Genomic DNA, 20,818 nt, shown 5'->3' on the forward strand with positions numbered 1-20,818 from the left:
AGTCGGCGCGGGTGTTGGTGTCGGCGCCGGAGTTGGTGTGGGAGTGGGAGTCGGCGCGGGTGTTGGTGTCGGCGCCGGAGTTGGTGTGGGAGTGGGAGTTGGCGCGGGTGTTGGTGTCGGCGCCGGAGTTGGTGTGGGAGTTGGAGTTGGCACGACTCCATTGGTGTATTCAAAAGAGCCGCTGTCAACGATCGCCCCTGGAATAGTATCGCCATCTTGAGGGCGAGTCACGCCGCGTTGATCCAAAGCCGGTGCGCCACTTGCAACCCCTTTATCAATTGCTGGACTTCCTAATAGCAGAGGCCTGACGAAAGCGCCGTTGATGTTTTGCAGGGGGCCGAGTTTGGGATCTGCGAGAGTCACACTTGCCGTAGCATTGACATCGCTGCCGTCATTGGGGTTTTTGGGCGGCCACTGAAAATTCCCTCCTTGATCGCTATATTGGGCGGTGACGTGTTGCTGAATTCCCCAAGGGTTTCCTCCGTTAGCCGCTGTATTGTTGGAAAGAACCGTGTTTTTGAGGGTGACATTATTGGCATCGGCGAAGATACCTCCACCAACCCAACCGGCACTATTATCGGCGATCGTCGTGTTGACAATAGTTGTGCGTGCACCAAGAGTCATGGCACCGCCCAGTTTGTTGAAATCACCAGCAGCAAACGCGGTGGAGTTGCCAGAAAACGTGCTGTTAGTAATCGTAGCAGGGGCATTTCGCATCCACAGGCCACCACCTTGATTGTTGGCTTTGTTGCCAGCAAAGCTAGTGTTGGTAATAGTCAATCCCTGGTTGGTGCTGTCGCTCAAAACCGTTACCGCACCACCGTTTCCAGGATTTCCACCGCCGGGACTGCCTGTTAGCGCCATAACTTCGTTATTTTGGAAGGTGGTGTTTTCCAAAATTACATTGTCTTGGCTGCCCGTGAACAGATAAGCTGCACCTCCTTCACCTCGACCTTTATTGTTCTGAAATACGCTATTGGTAATCTTGATTGTGCCGGAAGCTTCATTTAGACCGCTGGCTCTGTCTGTGTAAATAGCGCCACCGTTACCCCTTAAACCAGGATTACCTTGACCTGTTGCGTAAGAGGCTGCGCTGGTGTCGTTGCCGATGAATCGCGAATTGTCAATTGTTAACTTGCCCTGAAGGCTGTTAATTGCCCCACCGTTAATTCCCTTGTTGTTGGTGAAGTCGCTGTTGGTGACAGTAAAAGCTTTGGAGCTCAAAAAGCCGATCGCACCTGCACCGCGTTCGTCATTACCCCCCGTCGCGATGTTGCCGTTGAATTTACTGTTCGATACTGTCAGGGTATTGTTGAAATTACCGAAAATTGCGCCACCGCCTTTATCGGCAACGTTGTTATTGAACTGAACATTGTCTACTGTGAGCCTTACTTCGTCGGTTGTGCCGATCGCGCCACCTGTCCCAGTCGTTTTACCATTGGCAAGAGTGAGATTTTTGACTGCAAAATTTGTCGCAGTCACAACGTTTGCATTGACAAAAAAGGCACGGGATGAGTTGTTACCGCTGATGGTTAAACCCGCTGCACCGGCGCCGTCAATGGTGAGGTTTTTGCCAACGGGAATATCGATTTGACCGCTGGTAAGGGCGATGGTTTGACCAGCTAGACCAGGAGCGAAGGTAATTGTGTCCCCGGCAACAGCGGAGGCGATCGCAGCTCTCAAGGAACCTGCTCCGCTATCGCTATTACTCGTGACGACGATAGTAGCTAAATCACCTTGGTAATTTGCCATCACATCGGAGTTCAAGGCTAAGTCCGATTCAATTTGACCCTTAGAAAATTCTAAATTCCAGTCGCCGTCTTTACCAGTAATGTTGGTGGATGCGGCAACGTCAGCCCCCGTTAATTGGCTTAACTTGTCAACGAAATTAGCGCCTGTACCTGCTGCTACATCGCAGCCGTACAGCATGATGTCGGCTTCTGGAGCTAGTGAAGTCTGCCACTTTTCCAACTGGCTTTTGTATTGATCGATGTTATCTGAACCCAGAGCGGTATTACCGAGTTGCAGGCTGCCAGAACTGCCGTGAGAAATAATGTGTACCGAGTCGATCGCCCCGTTGGTAGAGGCGTAGTTTTCAATTTCAGACGTAATTTGTTGGATGCCATTTTTGGTGCTATCGAGGATTACTACCTGCTGCCCAGGTAGCACTCCCGCTGCAATTGACTCGTAATCTTCCACCCCGGAATCAATGAATACTAAGGAACGTGGGTGCAATTTTTCCAAAGAAGATTGTGAGTTGGTTTGAGCGAATGTAGAACTCATTTGTGATACTCCATTAAGGGCGTTATTGGTAGATACAGCCCAGGAGTGTTCTTATCAGTCTTATTTGAATTCATATTAACACCTATTTTGAAAATAGTGCAACATTTACTAATCAATTATTTAAATGTTTTATTTTCCGGATTGTACTTACTTCCGCTTGTAGTTACTCAATTTTTTGGTGAGGATTGTTGAAATATCTAACAAATATGTGGCGCATATTCAAAAAAATCCAGCTTTTTTGAAGCCGGACTTTTTCAGCATTATTGGCTGCAAATACCGATAATTATAGGCATTAAAAAATGGGTGCAACGGTAATTACTTACTGAGTAACCCCTCTAAATTAGATTTACTATTGTTGATTTTACTCAGATAATTTGCGTAGATAGACACGGTTTAGTCGTGTCCATACCTGTATTAGGTCAAATTTTAAAATGAATTATATAATACATTTTGAATAATTCAGCCAATTAAAACAAAGAATGCAACTTTAGGCGCGATCGAAATTACCAGAAAGAATTGGTTGAAAGCCGGAGTCCCGGGAGTAATTAAAAGAAGACTATTCATTACTCCAATCCTCGGACTTCCCGGTAGAGGTCGCCCTCAACCCAACGACCGGCTTTTCGGGCAAGCTGTCAACTGTCAACTGTCAACTGTCAACTGTCAACTGAAGAGCGACCTCAGTCATCCCCACTTTGAAAATCTAAAATTGTACGAGATAGGCTGCGTGGCTGGCTAGATTTTTGAGACACCAGAATACTGATACCAAGTAGGTTTGGTGGCATTTACTAAGCATCAAAACAGTCTGAGATTAAGTGCCGATTAATCATCGCACTTAAGTTGTTTGCGCGCGGGCACAGGAACTTTGCGGAGTTGGGCCGTCACTACACTACAAAGGCTATGAGAATTATTCAACGGGAGTTGATACGATCGATCGCAGATTCAGTCAGATCGCATCCTCGCGCCCCGTCAGGCGGTTAATGACAATTCCATTGTGGCCAATCACCGTGTTTTACGCTCCACAGCCTCAATTACATTACTCTCCTTAGCAAACAACCGATCGCGCGCGCGGCCGTTGCTGAGTGTGTCGCTATCTCGATCGGCATAACACGAACCCAGTCCGTTTTTGTCACTCAGGGAACTGTGCCATTTTAGCAATTGGCTGTCATCTGGTTCGAGGCAATCTGAACTGCCGCCAAAAATTGTGCAAACTTTGTCAATCTCTCTAATCAGGATAGAGGCATATTTTTGAAGTGCCGAGATAACTTGCTGGATCCCGTCAGACATAGACTTGACTAAAATTACTGCAAGCGTCGCGAAAATCCCAGAGACAAAATATCCGCCGTCAATGATGCTGGAGTCATTAAATGCAAAACTTCTGGATCCGGGATTTTGGTATTCCGAGGCGGGATTGGTTTCCGTCAAAGAAGTGAACATATTCCTTCCTCCAAAAGGGTGTTGGCTGGTAGATGTACCCTTGGAGTCAGAGCGTTGGAAACAGGCAGGAACTAGGTTGGTTTGGCTCGCGGCTATTGCACTCATCTATCAGTTTCGCCTATTTCTCTGGTGCTGCCATCCGCGATCGCACGGAATTTATATTTTCTGTATTTTCCCCAATTGGCGATCGGTCAGTAATTACCGATCTAATCGAGTATCCTGTAGGTGACCGCTTCAACAAAGAGTCCTCCAAACCCCCCGATTCCGATCGATCGACCCCATCTAACATCTCAAACCTCAAATGCTCGCTCGCAAGTTAGGTACGTAGTTGCGCTTCAGCGCTCTTTCAATATATAAGAGCGCCCAAGCGCAACTACATACCTTAATTACGTAGTTGCGCTTCAGCGCTCTTTCAATATATAAGAGCGCCCAAGCGCAACTACGTACCTTATGAAGTACCTTATATTTAATGTCAAAGTTGCCTCCGGCCCGACAACACCACCGTTCACGAGTCTGTAGTAGAGGGCGGTTTCTTTCCCGCATTCCGAATATTAATAATCTTGTTGAGCGCCTCGAACCAAAAACCAGCTCCCATAGAAATCGCTACGCCACTCAACATCCAACCAAACAATTTTGCCATCAAAGCCGGCAACAATACATTCCCCTGGGCGTCTAGTTCTAACCTGTTCGGTTCGCTCCAGCCAAAAGGTAGAGCTACATTATCCAAAGCTCGATCGACCTGATTTTGAACTTTTGTGAGATTGGTTAAATTATCCAATTTTGTGTTAGCATTTTTTTCCACCAATTGCTTAGCGTACAAATTAACAGTCGATCGCAACATCGAATCCTTCGACAACCGATTAACAATATTAATGCTATCAGCGTTAGCAGCCAGGGCGATCGTAGTTCCGAGCAAAATCGCCACCCCTCTAGAATTCCGCTTGTAAACCCCCGAAGCACGCTCCATCGATCGATCGAACCAACCTTCAATTTCTTTCTGAAACCGCTGCAACTGCTCTTGAGTATCTCCACCGCCTGTTTCAGCGCGCTGCGCCAAAATATAAAGACTGCGTTTCAAAGATTCTGGCATACTGTCCAAGGTTTCTTGAATTTGTTTGTAAATCGGACTCTCCTCTTTCTCATCCATAATTTGTGCTACCGTATCCTGAGTTTTCCTAACTTTCCTCACCGTATTTAACAAATTGCTCAAACTCGGTTGCAGTTGCGCCCGCAACGCCGCCCGCTCAAACTCGCTATCAAAACTCGCCTTAATAAAAGCCATCTGTCTCTGAAATTCTCTTCCTCCCTGCTCGGTTTCGGGCAGATAAACCTGAGAATCATTAATATAAAATCCCAACTTTTCCGACATTCGATCCAAACTGTTGTTCAAACTTCCCAAATCGTTTTTATAATCTTCAACAACTCTATTGAACTCCGCAGTCAGCCAGCCAAATTCTTGCTCAATAATTGGTTTAGTAGACTCCGGCAGATTCAGACCCTCTCCAATCACTTGAATTTGTGCCAACTGTAAATCTTTAAATCTTTCCAGTCTGCTTTTAGACAGCGATTCCACCAAAGGAGAAATTTTTAAAGTATCCAAAAGACTCGCAGCAAAACTATCGGCTGGAATATAAGACGGCCCTGTTGATTTATTGCCAAAAACATTCTTAGTACCAGTCATTCGGCGGTATAAATCTCCCATGCGGTGGGTAAACGAACGAAATCCCTGTGATAGAAGACCTTTCGCTCCTTGATTCAAATCCTTGATAATCGGATTGGCATAAATTGAATTTGCCAACAGTCCGACTCGCTGCAATTGCAGCGGATCTTTGGTGGCTTCGCTGCCTCCAGAAATTAGCACCTCGATCGACTTCTTTAAATGTTCCGCCCGCCACTGCAAAACAGTAGCAATCAGTTCCTGAATTTCGGAAGCTAGCAAGCTTAAAGTCAGGTAGATAAACACTAAGCCAATTATAATATCTATGATTACAGGTAAGTTCATGGTATTGCCCCGATCGCAAATAACTGCTGTATAAGTTTACCTTCTCTTTGGGACGCTAAAAACTCTCTTAAGTTATGTCAGAAATCTTTCGATTCCTAAGCCGCAAACCGAAAACTCGCTTCAATGACAGCTTGACAGACAAACTGTGGATGCTGGCTTTTCTGTTGGCTGCGGTGCTGATTTTCGCGCTGAATCTGGGCGGCGTGGCGTTGCGGGATTGGGATGAAGGGATTGCAGCCCAGGTAAGCCGCGAAATTTGGCGCGGTAATTTAAATTGGCTGTATCCGACGATCGGCTCTATGCCTTATTTAAACAAGCCGCCGCTGGTACACTGGCTGATCGGGCTGTGTTTTCGCGTCGGTGGTGTCAGCGAATTGACGGCGAGGTTGGTACCGGCAATGCTGACAGCTTCTTCTGTGCCACTTCTTTACGCCATTGGCAGGGAGTTGTTTCCCAGACGCTCGATCGCCATTTTTTCGGCTCTCGTTTATCTGACGCTGCTCCCGGTACTGCGGCACGGACGTTTGGCGATGTTAGACGGAGCAGTTTTGTGTTTTTTGCTGTTTGCGATGTGGTGTTTGGTGCGATCGCGCCGCGACTTGCGCTACGCTTTGGGCGCGGGGATTGGCTTCGGACTCATTTGCTTGACTAAAGGCGTGATGTTGGGGCTGCTACTGTGCGCGATCGGCTTTGTTTTCCTGGTTTGGGATACCCCGCGACTGCTAACTTCTGGGTATCTTTGGGGCGGATTGGCGATCGGAACTTTGCCAGTAGCTGCTTGGTATTTTGCCCAATGGCTGCACTACGGCCAAGATTTCATCAACGCTAATTTATTTAACCAATCTTTCCGGCGCATTTGGGAACCCGTAGGCAATCACAAAGGCCCGCCCTGGTATTATCTGTTAGAAATTTTAGAATCAGCATGGCCGTGGCAGTTATTTTGGCTGCAAGGGCTGCGCTTGAGTTGGGAAAATCGCAATTTTCCCGGTGCAAAATTAGTATTAGTTTGGACGGGAGTATATCTGCTGGCTATTTCTGTGATGAATACCAAATTACCTTGGTATGTTTTGCCAGTTTATCCAGCTTTTGCTTTGGCAGTTGGTAGCTATCTCGCTGAAGTTTGGGAACAAATGTCAGTCCCGGAAGAATCCGCAAAAGATGAAACAGAAGAATATTTTAATGCTATATCTCTGTTGCCTCATCCGGCAATTTTGGTAGTAATAGCCGTAGTTGGTGTCGTCGGCTGCGCGTACTTCAGTGGCTGGATACGGCTGGGCGGACAAATTGTGTCCCCCCAGGGCGATTTGCAGTTAATGCTGATGTTTGTAGCTTTGACAATGGCGCAAGCCGCCGTATTGCTCCACCGCAAAGACCGACAGTTTCTGTTAGTTTTAATTTGGGGAACTTACGTTACGCTGTTAGTATTTGTCGCTTCCGATAACTGGGTTTGGGAACTCGCGGAGGATTATCCAGTGAAGCCGATCGCCGAAATTGTCCGCCAAGGAACCCCAGCCGGCCAGCAAGTCTTTACATCTCATAAATTACCTCGTCCGTCGCTGAATTTTTATAGCGAGAGACAAGTTATTGTCGCCGACAGCCCGACGCTACAACAGAAATGGCAAACTCTCCCGCCACCTTATTTTTTGTTAGAGAAACCTGTTTTAAAACATCTAGGTTTGAAGAATGCTGAGGTTGTCAAAACAGCAGATGATTGGGTTTTAGTAACTAGAAAATAAGCGATCGTGTTGCCAAAAGATACCGTAGGAGCGGGTTTCACCAACCATATGTACCATTAATTGATAGAATAAATAAACCCGCCCCGCCCGACAAATAACCTCGACCGACATCATTTTTATTTGATTTTCCACAATTATTGTAGGGGCGAGCTCACCAACCATCTGTGCCGCTAACAGACAAAAACAATAAACCAGCCCTGCCCAACAAATAACCTCGATCGACATCATTTTTCTGCGATTTAAATGCGCTAATTCCGCTCTCGGTTAATGAAGATTATTCGTCTGTTTAGGGCGGGTTTATAGAGATAGTCTGTCAATTTTAAATTTGGTTGGTGAACCCGCCCCTACAGGATTTTGGTGAACAGGAATCATTAACCCGCTTCGCCCGAAAAAAAATATCGATCGCCTTTTAGAGGAATGGAATGTTCATTTTTGAAAATATTTTAGAAGTAGTAGAGTTTCCAGAAAAATGTTATACTAAACAAAAGTATTAGTTAAATGATCTGCGATCGAACTATGCAACTTACCGAACAGCGATACTACTCGACCGAGGAATATCTAGCACTAGAGGAGGCTGCTGAGTGCAAAAGCGAATATATTGACGGTGAAATATTTCCTATAGCCGGTGGCTCTACAAATCACAATCGGATTGCTGGCAATTTCTACGCGGCGTTAAATTTTGCTTTCAAGACTGAAGATTATGAAGTTTTCATGAGTGATGTCCGCTTGTGGATGCCCAAGAGGCGCATCTATACCTATCCCGATGTGATGGTAGTATGTGGCAAGCCGGAATATTATAATAACCGCACGGATATGATTACTAATCCCAGAGTGATTATTGAGGTTTTGTCAGAGTCAACTAAAGGATACGATCGCGGCAAAAAGTTTGAGGGATACCGCACGATTCCCACGGTTGAGAAATATTTGTTGCTGGATCAAAATCGGAAATATATCGAACATTTTTCTAAGACGGATAATAAGCGATGGTCGTTTGCTGAGTACAATGAATCGGATGAGTCGATCGCGCTTGCTTCAGTATCCTTTGAAATTTCTGTGGCAGATATCTATAATAAGGTGAATTTTGAAGAGGTAGATGCAGAAATCGCACCGGAAATTGGAGAAGTTTGATTCGGTGAATTTGTGGCAGATTTATTGGCGGGCGATCGCACTTTTTGTCGTAAAGGGCGATCGCCGTAGCCCGTAGCCAACTTGTGTCATTATACGATGAGCCATAATAGACAAGACCGCAACTCTTGTAGTGCGATCGATTAACCAGCAACTATTGGAGAGTTTGATTTATGCTAATTGAGAAGATCGTTCAAGAATTACAAGACATCCCCGAAGACAAACTCGCAGAAATCTATGACTTGATTCACTATTTTCGCCTTGGATTAGGACGAGAACAGCCACAGCCGCGCACCCCTGGTTTACTGACGGGAAAACTCGGTGATGCTTTTTTTGAACCGCTACCATTCGAGGAACTGGAACAATGGGAATAAGCTACCTCATTTCGCGCATACTTGACAAAAAAAATTAGCTTAGCTAAGATAAAGTTTAGTTGAAATTGCCTATAACATATGCACATAATCAGCTACCGGCAGATGCGTGAATATAGCGAAAGTCATGCTGATTGTCTGGAAGCCCTGGATAACTGGTTTAAAATTGCTAACAAAGCTAAATGGTCAAATTTAGTTGAAGTGCAATCTGTTTTCCCTAAAGCTGAAGCCGTGGGAGGTTTTACGGTTTTTAACATCAAAGGTAACAACTATCGATTGATAGTTAGTATCGATTATGAAAGCCAGTTAATTTATATCAAATACATTTTTACTCATGCTGAATATGATAAGGAGAAATGGAAAAATGACCCTTATTTTTAATTCCGATAAATACAAAGAGTTATTGTCTCAATATCAGCCTAAAATAATTAGAAATGAAGCTGATAATGAAAAAGCTTTAGTGGTTGTGGAAGAGTTGATGCACCGTCGCGATCGCACTCCTGAAGAAGATGAGTTATATGAATTGTTGATTGCATTGATTGAAAAATTTGAGCAAGAATACTACGCACCGGGAGCAACGGCTACACGTCGTTCACTGTTGTTGTTTTTGATGGAACAGCGATCGCTAAAACCTGCGGATTTAGTGGGAATTATTGGCTCTGAAGAAGGAGTATATCAACTGGTTAACGGTGAGGGATATTTCAGCAAAGAGCAGGCGTTGATTCTGGGTAGTTTGTTTCATGTAGAGCCGAGTTTATTTACTAATTAGCTGATGGATGTAGTGGGATTAAGGGCGATCGCACTTTTTGTCGTTAAGGGCGATCGCATTTTTTTGAACCACAGACGAGCGCTGGTTTTTGTCAAGATTGCAAAATGTATTGACTGATAATATTTTTGAATTCTTGAGGAGATTCTTTGGCAATCGCCGCTCCTAAATCTGGACGCACAACCCACCACCAAACCAGTTGCTCTAAACGATCGGCAGAATCTTCATTAGGACACCATTCGATCGTACCTTCATTGACACCAATAATGTTGGCACAAAGGTCATTAGCAATGCTAACGCGATCGTCTAGTTTTTCAAACTGTACGATGTCTTGCCAGCTAATTTCATTGGGAATAGAATTTAGAATTGATTGGATATCTAGAGTCAGCATTAAACTGTTCCTCCGAAAGCTATAATAACTCTAATGCCAAAGTCTTGTTGTTCTGCAAAAGATTGAGTGCTGAGCCATCCTCTCACGGTTAGAGTGATCGTACCTGTGAGTTCAGGTTGGAGGGAGTTGTAGAAATTGGTAATTTCCTGATGAATTGACCCAGTACCGTGTTCGAGTCGGACGAGATTGCCTGTATTGTGTATTGCTTGAGCCCCGAATCTCTGTAAATTTGATGTTGTTTGCCCAACTATATGATGCCACGCTAACCCCGATCCTGCCACCCCCATCGTTCTTTTGAATTCACCAAAAGTTTGAAACCCTTGTCCGGGTCTTATAGGTGAAATGATTGTCCTTGATGCTAGTTCTCTAGCTAGTCGTCTCGCTATTTCTCGTCGAGTTTCGTCTGTCATTTATGCGAGTTAGCTTTGACTAATTTGACTTAATCCTATCATGGATGAAGGGCGATCGCTCTTTTTAGCAAGCGCAGATAAACGGAATGGATGCGGATAGATAAAAACGCGATTTATCCGTATTATGACTTACGCATAGGGCCCAGAAACCGGGTTTTTGCGAAAATACTTCGCCGAAGCCAACAGATTCGGTAAAAACCCGGTTTCTTTGTCGGAGCGCATAAGTCCTGCAATACTTATTCTAGGGCTTTAGTGCGTTACTGACATCCGCGAATATTCCTTCTAATTCCTGACCATTCATTAGCTAAACTAGATTGAGAACTAGAAATTTTCCGACCCAACATTTGAGGATTTCTTTCATAGAAAATCAGGTCGGCTTTATAGTCACATATTTTTACTTTGTCGTTGGTGTTTGAAGGTGTACCGTAGTTAGAAAAGTTGGCTAGTTGTTCAATAGACATCATACTCTCATTCGTGCGAGCACCAATTACCCATGTAGGATAGGTAAAAACTCTGGCTCTTTGGCACTGCGAATTAAATTCACCATTTCTACCATTGGGGTAGCATTCAATGTATTGAACTTGGCTGAAGGAATCTCCGAACAATTGCGCCTGTCTTCGAGTGTAAGGACACCAAGAAGCGCCATATAGCTTAGCGCCTGCTTGTTTGAGATGGTAGGCTAGAGATGCGGCGGTTTGTGCAGTGGCTGGTTTTACTAGACTGGTACAATCTATGCCAATTGCACTGATTAGGGCTAGTATTCCTAATATCTTGAATTTTAGTTTAATCATGATTCAAGGTCTATGAGAGGGTTGGGATTTAAGGAAGGTGGTTGTGGGGAAGTGTGGGTATTGGGGATTGTTTTTAAGGGCGATCGCACTTTTTGTGTTAAGGGCGATCGTACTTTTTGTCGTAAGGGCGATCGCACTCATTAATATTGCGATGACGAAACTCTTGGGCGACTTTCCTACAGCATCATCCTATCTGGGTGATTGGGTCATTCAGCGGTATAGTAAACAAGGAATTTTTCACAATGTCTGGCTGCGTGTTGATGACGACACCAAAGATGTTTGTATAGACACCAAAAATTTCATTCGTTTCTGTGTATTGGATAATAGTGTCTGCAATGCCATCTTGATTCACCTCAGTAGGGGTGAAAGTGAGAATGTCTATCGGTACGCCTCCATTGATGCCAATTAGATCGCCTTCACTCGCATTGAAGTCAAGTAACCAATCAGCAGTAGCAGGATTGGTTTCTTCTATACCTGTATCTGTTCTTAAGATAAAAACATCTGTCCCGCTGCCACCAGTTAGCCGATCTGTTCCTTTTTCACCAATTAAAATATCGTCTCCGTCATTGCCAAAAATTTCATCATTGTTTTGTCCACCCCGCACTAAATCATTGCCAGGGCCTCCTGAGATGAAATCATCACCTTCATTACCGTTGAGAATGTCATTGCCATCGTCACCTAAAATGCGATCGTTTCCTTTTCCGCCTCGCAGGTAATCATTGCCAACAGCACCTTCGATAGTATCAGCACCTCTGGCTGCGAATACTACATCAGTTACAGGCGATCCTAAGATTTTCTCATTTTTATCAGAACCTTGCACACCTCCCGGATTTTCAGCCATTATTGCTTGAGTAATCTGAAATGTAGTTCCTGTATCTGTTGGGGGATTGACTTGGCTGGCACTTCTTATTGTTCTTGGAGCACCTATTAGAACATCTACTACAGCCCCTGCTAAGGGGTAAACTAGATCTCTCAAAATTCCATTTTTTGCATCAGCAATTGTGTTTCTAAAGCCCTTAACAGCCTCTTTAATATCATTGCTAAATTGACGAAGCGTCTGTTGATCCTGAGTAAAAATACTCACTGGTACGATTTTACCAAATAAATCAGCGGTAGCTGTGCTATTCTCCGGTGAATCAAACTGTCCTACAGGTTCTCCATTTGAAGCAAACCCATATAGATCGAGGGTATATTCAACATTTATAACCTTAATCCTCTCTTGGGATAAACCCGCACCTGAAAAAGTTAGGCGATCTGCATCCAGAACTGCATCCCCAGTTGTGTTATTTGTTGCTTGATTTTTGATTGCAAAATTAAACGTCTGGGGGATATTTTCTGGTTGGGTTATCGAAAGATTAATGTTAAGAGTTGTATCTATTAATCTGGGTGAGTTTTCGGCATTTACTCCATTCTTATAAGTAAGTTTACCAAGATTAAAAAGCATATTTGTTGGTGTAGTAAAGGGAGCTCCGTCAAACTGCACAAAACTCACAAATTCAGGTATACCTAAACTAAATTTATTGCTGCCGCCTCTAAAAGTACCAGTGGTTGAACCTGTGAAATTTGGGTTGGTAGTATCAACATCTATATTGCCTGTTCCTGGAGAACGCAACCGATTTGAATCCAATCTCGTCCCATCCGCTAGAGTATAAGACCCTCCCTTTCTGAAGAATGTGTCCTGTTTGTAAGAAGAGCCATGACTACCAACAAGAGGGGTTTCTCCTGGTTGCGTCGGTAAATTTTTATTAAAATAGAAATCTCTTGTTCCTATGGGATCTTGGTATCCTAATTTACTGGTATGGAACGCATTCACTTGCTTAGCATCAGTAGGGTCTAGGCGATCGCTTGGAGGAACTGGTTCTTCAATCATATTAGTTCCTCCTTCTATCTGTCTAGCTCTGATCTTAAAACCAGATCCAGCAGGATCTAAAGCGGTGATAAGATTTATCAGATTACCTGTTAGTTCTCGATACTTAGCGCCAGCAGAACCAACGATATGACCCCCTAAACTATGACCAATCAGTTCGAGTTTTTTAGGGTTAACACCAATATTGTTCAGATACTCACCGAGCTTTTGACCTGCTTCTTTTGTATTTGCAGCAGCTTTCGAGTAATCAGTCTTAGCACCACTTTCCCAGTCCATCGCGACAATATTAGCATTAGGATCTTGCTCTCGGATAACTTGAGCTTTCTCTGCTACCCAGTCAGCAGGCGTAAAATTATTCTTTGCGTTACCACCTGTATTATTCCATCCATGAGTTATTACATAAGTATTCTGATTTGGATCAATGGGTCGTGACTGGAAACCGTTATTCCCCCATGTATTAAAGTTAATCTCTCCAAAACTAGCCTGTACCATGATTCAAACTCCTTCTGAATGTCAATATTGAACTAAGCTATTGAAAAAACTGATAACTAAATTAGATCGGTCTTTCACTCATCCCTTACAGGGGAAACAGTATAAATAACAACTATTTACCCAAGAATTTAGAAACCGATACCTAACTGCAAGGCAAATGCTTACTCACCTTGGCTTCACCCCGATCTGTAGCCGCGAGCTAAGCTCATCCTCTGACAATAATCCCTAATCCTTGCTCTGTATCGGCTCAACGGCTCATCATTTGGCTCAACATAAAAAGCTCATTTGGCTCATTTAGCTCATTTGGCTCATTTAGCTCACCAAATCTGGTAAAATTGCCTCAAGGAAAAATCGTAATATGTAAATACCAATGGCAGGCTTGCTCAGAGCATCCGAAGAAGGATTGAAAATCATTGATATGGTGCGACGCAATCTCGAATGGAACAAAACTGAGGATACTTGGTGTCTTGCAGCTTTAATTTCAAAAGCCACCTTAAAGCGTTTTTGGAGTCGAAAAGGAATTAGACGAGAGAACTTTATCAATATTTGCCAAGCAGTAGAAATAGAAAATTGGGAATACATTGCTGAGGGCTACAAAAATATAAAAACAGAACCACTCTTTGTCGCCGCGATCGCAGATATCCCCCTAGACAACCAAAACGATCGCACTTTCCCCCTCCCAGAAAACTTACCCCCCGTCAGAAATTGGGTACAGCGCACCAAAGAAATCGACATCTTAAAAACTACGATCGTTAACTCCGATATCACCGCCATCTCAATTGTCGGATTACCCGGAATCGGAAAAACCACCCTCATCAGCCAACTAATTCGCCAACTCCACACCGAAAAAACCCCCTTCACCTGCGCCGCTTGGCAATCATTGCAATCCGCAACAGGCAAAGCACCCCCCTGCGATCGCACAATTGACTCCCTGCTATTCACCCTCTCCAACGGCGACATCACCACCGCCGTCACTCCTCAAGAAGACTCTTTCCAAAAAATCGAAAAGCTGATAAAAATTATTAAAGCTAAACCTTGCTTAATTGTATTCGATCGCGCCGACACACTTTTGAAAACAGGAGAAGCCAAAGCCGCCGGTTATTTCGCAGACGATTGTGCAGAATATGCTTGGTTATTCAAACAACTATTAGAAACAGAACATCAAAGCAAAATCCTCTTCACCAGTCGCGAAAGCTTGGCAGAATTGCCGCCAACTGTCACCCGCGAAATCCAGCTAAACGGATTGGATCGAGATAGCGCAATTTCCCTATTGCAATCTTTTAATCTGACAGCAAATGCAGAGGAATTAGCGGAAATGGGCGATCGCTATTCAGGACATCCCAAAGCCTTACAACTCGTAGCAGCCTTGATTCGAGATGACACCGAATTTCAAGGAAATGTCGGGAATTTTTTACACCAGAGAGACTGGTTGCTGATTCGAGATATTGAAAGATTGATTGAGAAAATCCTAGCGCGTCTCAGCGAAGGCGAGCAAACTTGTCTCAGCCGAATTTCTGTCTATCAAACCTCAGAATATCCGCTATCTTTTGCAGGAATTAGCGCTCAAATGCCAGAAGTTAGCAAATACGAACTTAAAGAAAATATTATTCAAGCACTCAAACGCCGACAATTGCTATATTACGATCGCCATCTCAAATCCTATCAGTTGCATCCGCTAATTCGAGAAAAGGGCGAACATCTGCTAAATCAAAATCCTGAAAATGTCCGTACAGCGCACAGCCAAGCTTATAATTATTATATCAGCATTCCCCTCAAGCCGGAATCGGAATGGCAAGATATCGAGGATATTCAGCCCTTAATCAGAGCGCACTATCATGCTTCTCAAGCACAAGATTTAGATGCAGCAAATGCGATTATTTCTGAAGTTTGTGAGTATCTGCGGCAGTGGAATTGTGCAGGATTAGTGTGTGGAAATATAGAGTTGCCATTGCTAATCGAAAAACCTTATTTCACAAACTAGACATCGTAGAAACAGCCATAGTTCAAGACCAGTCGATCGAACTTTACTGTCAAAGCAATTATAGCTTTTCTCAAAAAGATGAGGTATGACTGAGAGCTTGTATAATACCATTTTTCAAATATCCGATAGAGTTCGAGGACGACAAGAGATTGCAATTTATCGACTTTCCCTGTTTGCTAAAGTCTGTGATAATACCAGTTTTAAATGAAATAACAGTATTCTTGTCCCCCCTTTACAAGGGGGGGGCTAGGGGGGGTCGAAGGCTGTTGCACAATTTTATAAAAATGGTATAACTTTTAAAAAATGGTATAAGAGGGCTGAAGCCCAACAACGTACCTCATCATGTTTATCGCGTGGATTTGCCCGATTCAGGTTAATTATTATTCTGTGACTGTCTAGCTGTATTCCCGTTCTATTTTCAAGGCCGTTTCGACTCTTTGATACTCGGCCTCAACCTGTTCTAAAAGCCCGGATTCCATCCCAGATAAAGGCTTATTTGCCTCTGTCCCCATCCGGCCCATGATTTCGAGTTCCTCGCACAACTCAAACAAGTGAAAAGCACCGAGAGTACCGCTAATTGATTTCAAAGAGTGAGCAGTTCGCCGCAAAGCTAGCGGATCGGCGTTGCACAGAGCCACGGAGATGCCTTGCAGCAGTTCGGGGGCTGTTTCGAGGTAAAGGTCGATCGCCTCTTCCAAAGCTTCGACATCTCGCAGTCCCTCTATAATCTTGGCACTCAGACAATCGCCGTTTTGTGACAAAGCCCGATCGACATTTGATGCACCCCACCTGACGGCGGAGGACGAATTGGGCATAGTCACTTGTTGATTTTCCCCAACAGCAGCATTCGTTAGCGCAGCCCTCGAAGAGGATCGCACTTCTAATTCACTTGTTCCTACTGTCGGTTCAATCTGCGAGCTCACACAAAAAATCGGCTGCGGGCAATCGAATTCCCCATTTGAGCGAGATTTACACGCGCTCAAAGCTCGCACCAACTCCTCAATGGCGATCGGCTTACTCAAATAGTCGTCCATCCCCGCAGCCATGCACTCTTCGCGATCGCCCTGCATCGCATTTGCCGTCATCGCCACAATCCAAGGCCTCGTCCATTTTAGATTTTGCATTTTGGATTTTGGATTGTTAGATTGCTCATCACTAAATTCGGGATTGGGGATTTTGGATTTTGGATTGTTAGATTGCTCATCACTAAATTCGGGATTTTCGATTTGGGATTTTCCATTGTTAAATTCCTCCTCACTTATTGAAACTTCTGATTCTTCCCTGGCATTTTCTAAGTTCAAAGCCGCTGAAAATCCCTCCCGGATGCGACGGGTAGCTTCCAAACCGTCCATTTCCGGCATTTGCACGTCCATCAGCACAACATCGTAAGGCTGGCGGTGCAAAGCTTCGAGCACTTCGATACCATTTCCTGCCACATCCGCCCGATACCCCATCCGCTGCAAAATTTGCAAAGCCACCTTCTGATTCACCAAATGATCGTCAGCCAACAGAATCCGCAGCGGTAAATTCTCGGCCAGCACGGGTATGCTTTGCAATAAAGGCCCGCTGGTTCGCTGCACTCTAATTTCAGCAGTCTGTTTCCCAAAAATATTGATTAAAACATTGTAAAGCTGAGATTGTTTGATCGGCTTGTTCAAAAAGGCAGCAAAATCCACCTCAATCGTAGGGGTGTTAATTTCTTGTCTGCCGATCGAAGTTAGCATCACTAACGGCAACTTTTGGCACTCGGGATACAGGCGAATTTCCGCAGCTAAAGCCAACCCGTCCATTTGTGGCATTTGCATATCCAAAATTGCCAAGTCAAACACCTCTTTAGCCGCGATCCAATCTAAAGCCAAACGAGCCGAAGCTGAAGCCCTAGGCACCATTCCCCAAGACTGAGCTTGGAGAGTCAAAATTTGGCGGTTGGTTGCATTGTCATCGACAATTAAGACTCGCTTCCCAGTTAATTCAGGTTGAGTAGTGCTCAAATTAACTGGTAAGGAACTGTTGCAGCCTGAAACGATCGTGCTGAAATAAAAAGTAGAGCCTGCGGATTTGGGATTTTGGTCGATCGGCTCGCTGCTGAGTAAAGATTTGCTAGAGCCATATTTTTCGGCAATTTCGCAAGATTCTTCACCTGCGATCTCAAAAACTGCCACTTTAAAATCTCCCGGAGGATTGCCAGCCAGACAACCCATACTTTGCACCCACATCCTGCCGCCCATCATTTCGGCTAAACGCTTGCTAATTGCTAAGCCCAATCCCGTACCGCCGTACTGCCTGCTCGTTGAAGAATCAACCTGGCTGAAAGATTTAAACAACCGATCCATGCGATCGCACGGAATGCCGATACCAGTATCTTTAACCGCAAATTGTATTTCGTATACTTTGTGAATTGCTCGTGGTTCGCCATTAATTGCTGGCAGTTCTTGAGCGCCGATCGTGGACACTGCAAGCTTTTTGGCAGTCACCGAAACCACCACTTCTCCCCTTTCAGTAAATTTAACAGCATTGCTGAGCAAGTTGATTAAAATTTGCCTCAAGCGGGCACTGTCACCGATCGCCGTTGGTGGTACGGAGCGATCGATCAAGTAACCCAATTCCAGTTTTTTTTGTGCCGCCTTAGCAGCTACCAAATCGAGAGATTCCTCAATGCAAGTGCGGATGTCAAACGGATGTTCCTCCAAGTCCAATTTGCCCGACTCAATTTTCGAGAAATCCAGAATATCGTTGATCAGCGTCAGCAAAGCATCGCCACTGCTGCGGATAGTTTCTACAAAATCGCGCTGTTCCCGACTTAAGTGGGTATCCAGCAGCAAACCTGTCATGCCGATGACTCCATTCATCGGAGTGCGAATTTCGTGGCTCATGGTGGCTAAAAATTCGCTTTTGGCTTTCGTAGCTGCCAGTGCTTCGTCGCGAGCTTTTGCCAAATCTACGCCTGTTTGCTGGCGTTCTAGTTCGCTGCCCACCCACTGAGCCATCAGTTTCACCAACTCTCTATCTACAGCTCGGAACGGTTCTGTCAGAGGAGTCGGAGCAAAGAAGCATAGAGTGCCGTAAACTTCACCTGCCACCGTGACGGCAGTGCCCATGTAAGCTTCGATGTTGAAGGCAGGATTGGGAGTATTGAAACACAAACCCGAAAACCTCACCGACTCAAAGTACATCGGTTCTTTTGCCATTGCTGTAGCTACGCAAAAGGTTTTTTCCAGATCGTAGATTTGTGATTTGACGATCGACTCATCGGGACATTCAACAGCAATTATTTGATAGTTGTCGCCTTGAATGTGCGACAAAATTCCCACGGAAAGGCCTAAATGCCGGCATCCCATTGCCAGCAGTTCTTCGAGGCGCAAATCAAAGGTAGAAAGGCGGCCCTGCGGGTCTGTACGGGGAGCAGAAGTCACTTGGTACAAAGCTTTAATTGCAGCTTCGCTTTCTCGCAGTTCTTGTTCTGTTTGCTTGCGTACGCTAATGTCGCGCGAAACGCCGATAATTTCTTGCACTCCACCGGTTTCGGGATCGCGGATCGTGCGGCTGGTGGTTTCAAACCAAATGTATTTGCCGTCTTTGTGGCGGATGCGGTAGCTGACGGTGTAAGTAACTGGCAGCGCCAGGACTTTCGAGTGAGCTTTGGCGACGGTTTCTAAATCGTCGGGGTGAAAATAATCGTTGGGAAGGCGCCCAATCAGTTCCGAAGGTTCGTATCCCAGCAAAGCGTGGCTGGCGGGCGAGACGTAGATAAACACGCCTTTGGGGTCGTGTCTGGTAATCATGTCGGTTGAGTTTTCGGCGATCAACCGATAGCGGTATTCGCTCTCCTTGCGTTCGACTTGAGAATTGCCCAATGCTTCTAACATTTGGTTGATGGTGTCGGCCAAGCTGGCGAGTTCATCGCCTCCTGGCATTATTTGAACGCGCAAGTCTGGATCGCCGTTGGCTGCGATGTTGCTGACGCTAGTGCTCAAGTCGGCCAATCTCGCCAAGACTAAGTTTTCTAACAACAGCATGGCGATCGCGCTAAATATTAAACCTACTGCCAATATCGAGAAAGTAAAGAGTTCTAGGGTAGCCTGACCTTGCCTAGAGATTACTCGGTCTACTTCTACTCGCAGCAGCAGCGCTAGCTTGCCCCGGATGTCCCGAATCAGGGCGTATCCTGCGACTACGCTGTCGCTGAGCGGCTCGATTAAAATTTCTACTGATTTGAGGTTGGAAATTTTGAGTTTGAGATTGTCCAAATCCTGCCTGGAGCGAGCCAGCACCTTAGCACCTTGTCCGGAGTAGTTCGTGGCTCCCACTTTAAAATCTAAACTCGGCAATCTAAAATCCACTGACAGGTGAGTCAGTTCCGAAAGCAAACCAATTTCGGTGTTGTCGAGGTAGCGTGCCAGGATCAGCGTCCCCCGCGGCGGGCCTTGAGCGTTGCTGTTGACGATCGGTTTTGAGGCTATCAGCAGCGTGGCTTCTGGCAGGGTGACGACGCCTGTTTTGGCGGGGTACCCCTCCTCAGAACTTGTCTGGGACTCGATCAGCGCCTCGGTCAAGTGCTGTTGCAAGCTTGCCGGAATTGGGATTTCGGTTTTGGATTTCAGGTCAAAACCTTTGCTGAAGATGGTCTTACCGTCGGAGTCCAGCAGCACCAATAAGTTTAATCTCAAGTAAACAAATGTCGAATTTACAAAATTTGACTTGACAAATTCTTGGTTCCGTGTATCGACAAAAGAGTACGTATCATCCCACTCGGCGTAATCTTGAGCGCTGGTGTCTAAATTCGACAAGTCATCATCTAAGGCGTCCAAAGCCCGCGCGACATCCTGGCGGACGTACTGTGCCTCCAGGTTGTTAAAATCGTGCAGCAAAATGGTTGATGCAGTGGCATAGAGAACCACAATCAGGCCGATCAGAGCTGCACCGATGATTAATAGTGTTTTTTTTCGGAGTTGCATGGCGTCGCCCCCCTCACGGTGTTACTAGGCAACTAGCCTGGGGAGGTGTGAGACGTAGGTGGTTTAGCATTGGCGATCGAGCCTGGCCTGCGTGTTTTGACTGTTGTGGGCTCATTTGCAAAAGCCCTCGGTATTTCCAAGGTATCGGGTATCTAGCCCCCCACAGTCAGTGTAGTATTTTCACATCTTTAGTTCCCTTCATTATGCACAACCG

Annotated in this window: 16 protein-coding genes; 7 read left to right on the forward strand and 9 right to left on the reverse strand. The window is 45.2% G+C overall.

Going from position 1 to position 20,818, the window contains the following annotated elements; genetic code table 11:
* The 4 genes from JGK11_RS11490 to JGK11_RS11505 all read right to left on the reverse strand — a co-directional run.
* On the reverse strand, window positions 1-2,283 hold a 2,283-nt coding region (locus JGK11_RS11490), incomplete at its 3' end, for a DUF4347 domain-containing protein (RefSeq protein ID WP_293211731.1).
* Window positions 2,284-3,282: 999 nt separating this feature from the next.
* Window positions 3,283-3,822, reverse strand: a complete 540-nt coding sequence (locus JGK11_RS11495; protein ID WP_293190475.1) for a hypothetical protein — start codon at window positions 3,820-3,822, stop codon at window positions 3,283-3,285.
* A gap of 13 nt (window positions 3,823-3,835) precedes the next feature.
* On the reverse strand, window positions 3,836-4,006 hold the full coding sequence (locus JGK11_RS11500) for a hypothetical protein (RefSeq protein ID WP_293179102.1): 171 nt from the start codon (window positions 4,004-4,006) through the stop codon (window positions 3,836-3,838).
* Window positions 4,007-4,222: 216 nt separating this feature from the next.
* Window positions 4,223-5,719 carry a hypothetical protein gene (locus JGK11_RS11505; protein ID WP_293211733.1) on the reverse strand — a complete coding sequence of 499 codons (1,497 nt, stop codon included), beginning with the start codon at window positions 5,717-5,719 and terminating at the stop codon, window positions 4,223-4,225.
* A 74-nt stretch (window positions 5,720-5,793) separates the two neighbouring features.
* Between JGK11_RS11505 and JGK11_RS11510 the strand changes: the two genes are divergently transcribed.
* The 5 genes from JGK11_RS11510 to JGK11_RS11530 all read left to right on the forward strand — a co-directional run bounded on the left by JGK11_RS11510 (window position 5,794) and on the right by JGK11_RS11530 (window position 9,720).
* Complete coding sequence (locus JGK11_RS11510) at window positions 5,794-7,455, forward strand: glycosyltransferase family 39 protein (RefSeq protein WP_293211735.1); 1,662 nt, start codon at window positions 5,794-5,796, stop codon at window positions 7,453-7,455.
* A 516-nt stretch (window positions 7,456-7,971) separates the two neighbouring features.
* Window positions 7,972-8,583 carry a Uma2 family endonuclease gene (locus JGK11_RS11515; protein WP_293211738.1) on the forward strand — a complete coding sequence of 204 codons (612 nt, stop codon included), beginning with the start codon at window positions 7,972-7,974 and terminating at the stop codon, window positions 8,581-8,583.
* 170 nt (window positions 8,584-8,753) lie between these two features.
* A complete protein-coding gene (locus tag JGK11_RS11520) occupies window positions 8,754-8,954 on the forward strand; it encodes a hypothetical protein (RefSeq protein WP_106148181.1) in 201 nt (66 codons plus the stop codon).
* Window positions 8,955-9,056: 102 nt separating this feature from the next.
* Window positions 9,057-9,332 carry a type II toxin-antitoxin system HigB family toxin gene (locus JGK11_RS11525; protein ID WP_293211741.1) on the forward strand — a complete coding sequence of 92 codons (276 nt, stop codon included), beginning with the start codon at window positions 9,057-9,059 and terminating at the stop codon, window positions 9,330-9,332.
* Window positions 9,316-9,720 carry a transcriptional regulator gene (locus tag JGK11_RS11530; protein ID WP_293196909.1) on the forward strand — a complete coding sequence of 135 codons (405 nt, stop codon included), beginning with the start codon at window positions 9,316-9,318 and terminating at the stop codon, window positions 9,718-9,720. Before JGK11_RS11525 ends, JGK11_RS11530 begins: the two co-directional genes overlap by 17 nt.
* A gap of 91 nt (window positions 9,721-9,811) precedes the next feature.
* Here JGK11_RS11530 and JGK11_RS11535 read toward each other — a convergent pair whose 3' ends face one another.
* The 3 genes from JGK11_RS11535 to JGK11_RS11545 all read right to left on the reverse strand — a co-directional run bounded on the left by JGK11_RS11535 (window position 9,812) and on the right by JGK11_RS11545 (window position 11,309).
* Window positions 9,812-10,108: a hypothetical protein gene (locus tag JGK11_RS11535; protein ID WP_293196910.1), complete on the reverse strand. Its 297-nt coding sequence runs from the start codon at window positions 10,106-10,108 to the stop codon at window positions 9,812-9,814.
* Complete coding sequence (locus tag JGK11_RS11540) at window positions 10,108-10,518, reverse strand: hypothetical protein (RefSeq protein ID WP_293196911.1); 411 nt, start codon at window positions 10,516-10,518, stop codon at window positions 10,108-10,110. The genes JGK11_RS11535 and JGK11_RS11540 overlap by 1 nt, the downstream gene beginning before the upstream one ends.
* Before the next feature lie 257 nt (window positions 10,519-10,775).
* Window positions 10,776-11,309: a hypothetical protein gene (locus JGK11_RS11545; RefSeq protein WP_293196912.1), complete on the reverse strand. Its 534-nt coding sequence runs from the start codon at window positions 11,307-11,309 to the stop codon at window positions 10,776-10,778.
* A 12-nt stretch (window positions 11,310-11,321) separates the two neighbouring features.
* Here JGK11_RS11545 and JGK11_RS11550 point away from each other — a divergent pair, with 12 nt between their 5' ends.
* Window positions 11,322-11,453, forward strand: a complete 132-nt coding sequence (locus JGK11_RS11550; RefSeq protein ID WP_293196913.1) for a hypothetical protein — start codon at window positions 11,322-11,324, stop codon at window positions 11,451-11,453.
* Between the two features lie 40 nt (window positions 11,454-11,493).
* On the opposite strand, the gene JGK11_RS11555 is transcribed toward JGK11_RS11550, so the two are convergent.
* Window positions 11,494-13,668, reverse strand: a complete 2,175-nt coding sequence (locus tag JGK11_RS11555) for a choice-of-anchor K domain-containing protein (RefSeq protein WP_293211743.1) — start codon at window positions 13,666-13,668, stop codon at window positions 11,494-11,496.
* A gap of 370 nt (window positions 13,669-14,038) precedes the next feature.
* On the opposite strand from JGK11_RS11555, the gene JGK11_RS11560 reads away from it, so the two are divergent.
* On the forward strand, window positions 14,039-15,649 hold the full coding sequence (locus JGK11_RS11560) for an NB-ARC domain-containing protein (protein WP_293211746.1): 1,611 nt from the start codon (window positions 14,039-14,041) through the stop codon (window positions 15,647-15,649).
* 395 nt (window positions 15,650-16,044) lie between these two features.
* Here the strand turns inward: JGK11_RS11560 and JGK11_RS11565 are convergent, their stop codons facing one another.
* Window positions 16,045-20,604 carry a response regulator gene (locus JGK11_RS11565; RefSeq protein ID WP_293211748.1) on the reverse strand — a complete coding sequence of 1,520 codons (4,560 nt, stop codon included), beginning with the start codon at window positions 20,602-20,604 and terminating at the stop codon, window positions 16,045-16,047.
* Between the last annotated feature and the right edge of the window lie 214 nt (window positions 20,605-20,818).

The organism is Microcoleus sp. PH2017_34_RAT_O_A (assembly GCF_020737885.1).
Taxonomy (GTDB): Bacteria; Cyanobacteriota; Cyanobacteriia; order Cyanobacteriales; family Microcoleaceae; genus Microcoleus.

Bases quoted from the DNA above. Each gene is read 5' to 3' on its own strand.
- JGK11_RS11495 (WP_293190475.1), bottom strand. From the start codon at position 3,822: ATGAGTGCAATAGCCGCGAGCCAAACCAACCTAGTTCCTGCCTGTTTC.
- JGK11_RS11500 (WP_293179102.1), bottom strand. From the start codon at position 4,006: ATGTTAGATGGGGTCGATCGATCGGAATCGGGGGGTTTGGAGGACTCT.
- JGK11_RS11505 (WP_293211733.1), bottom strand. From the start codon at position 5,719: ATGAACTTACCTGTAATCATAGATATTATAATTGGCTTAGTGTTTATC.
- JGK11_RS11510 (WP_293211735.1), top strand. From the start codon at position 5,794: ATGTCAGAAATCTTTCGATTCCTAAGCCGCAAACCGAAAACTCGCTTC.
- JGK11_RS11515 (WP_293211738.1), top strand. From the start codon at position 7,972: ATGCAACTTACCGAACAGCGATACTACTCGACCGAGGAATATCTAGCA.
- JGK11_RS11520 (WP_106148181.1), top strand. From the start codon at position 8,754: ATGCTAATTGAGAAGATCGTTCAAGAATTACAAGACATCCCCGAAGAC.
- JGK11_RS11525 (WP_293211741.1), top strand. From the start codon at position 9,057: ATGCGTGAATATAGCGAAAGTCATGCTGATTGTCTGGAAGCCCTGGAT.
- JGK11_RS11530 (WP_293196909.1), top strand. From the start codon at position 9,316: ATGACCCTTATTTTTAATTCCGATAAATACAAAGAGTTATTGTCTCAA.
- JGK11_RS11535 (WP_293196910.1), bottom strand. From the start codon at position 10,108: ATGCTGACTCTAGATATCCAATCAATTCTAAATTCTATTCCCAATGAA.
- JGK11_RS11540 (WP_293196911.1), bottom strand. From the start codon at position 10,518: ATGACAGACGAAACTCGACGAGAAATAGCGAGACGACTAGCTAGAGAA.
- JGK11_RS11545 (WP_293196912.1), bottom strand. From the start codon at position 11,309: ATGATTAAACTAAAATTCAAGATATTAGGAATACTAGCCCTAATCAGT.
- JGK11_RS11550 (WP_293196913.1), top strand. From the start codon at position 11,322: ATGAGAGGGTTGGGATTTAAGGAAGGTGGTTGTGGGGAAGTGTGGGTA.
- JGK11_RS11555 (WP_293211743.1), bottom strand. From the start codon at position 13,668: ATGGTACAGGCTAGTTTTGGAGAGATTAACTTTAATACATGGGGGAAT.
- JGK11_RS11560 (WP_293211746.1), top strand. From the start codon at position 14,039: ATGGCAGGCTTGCTCAGAGCATCCGAAGAAGGATTGAAAATCATTGAT.
- JGK11_RS11565 (WP_293211748.1), bottom strand. From the start codon at position 20,604: ATGCAACTCCGAAAAAAAACACTATTAATCATCGGTGCAGCTCTGATC.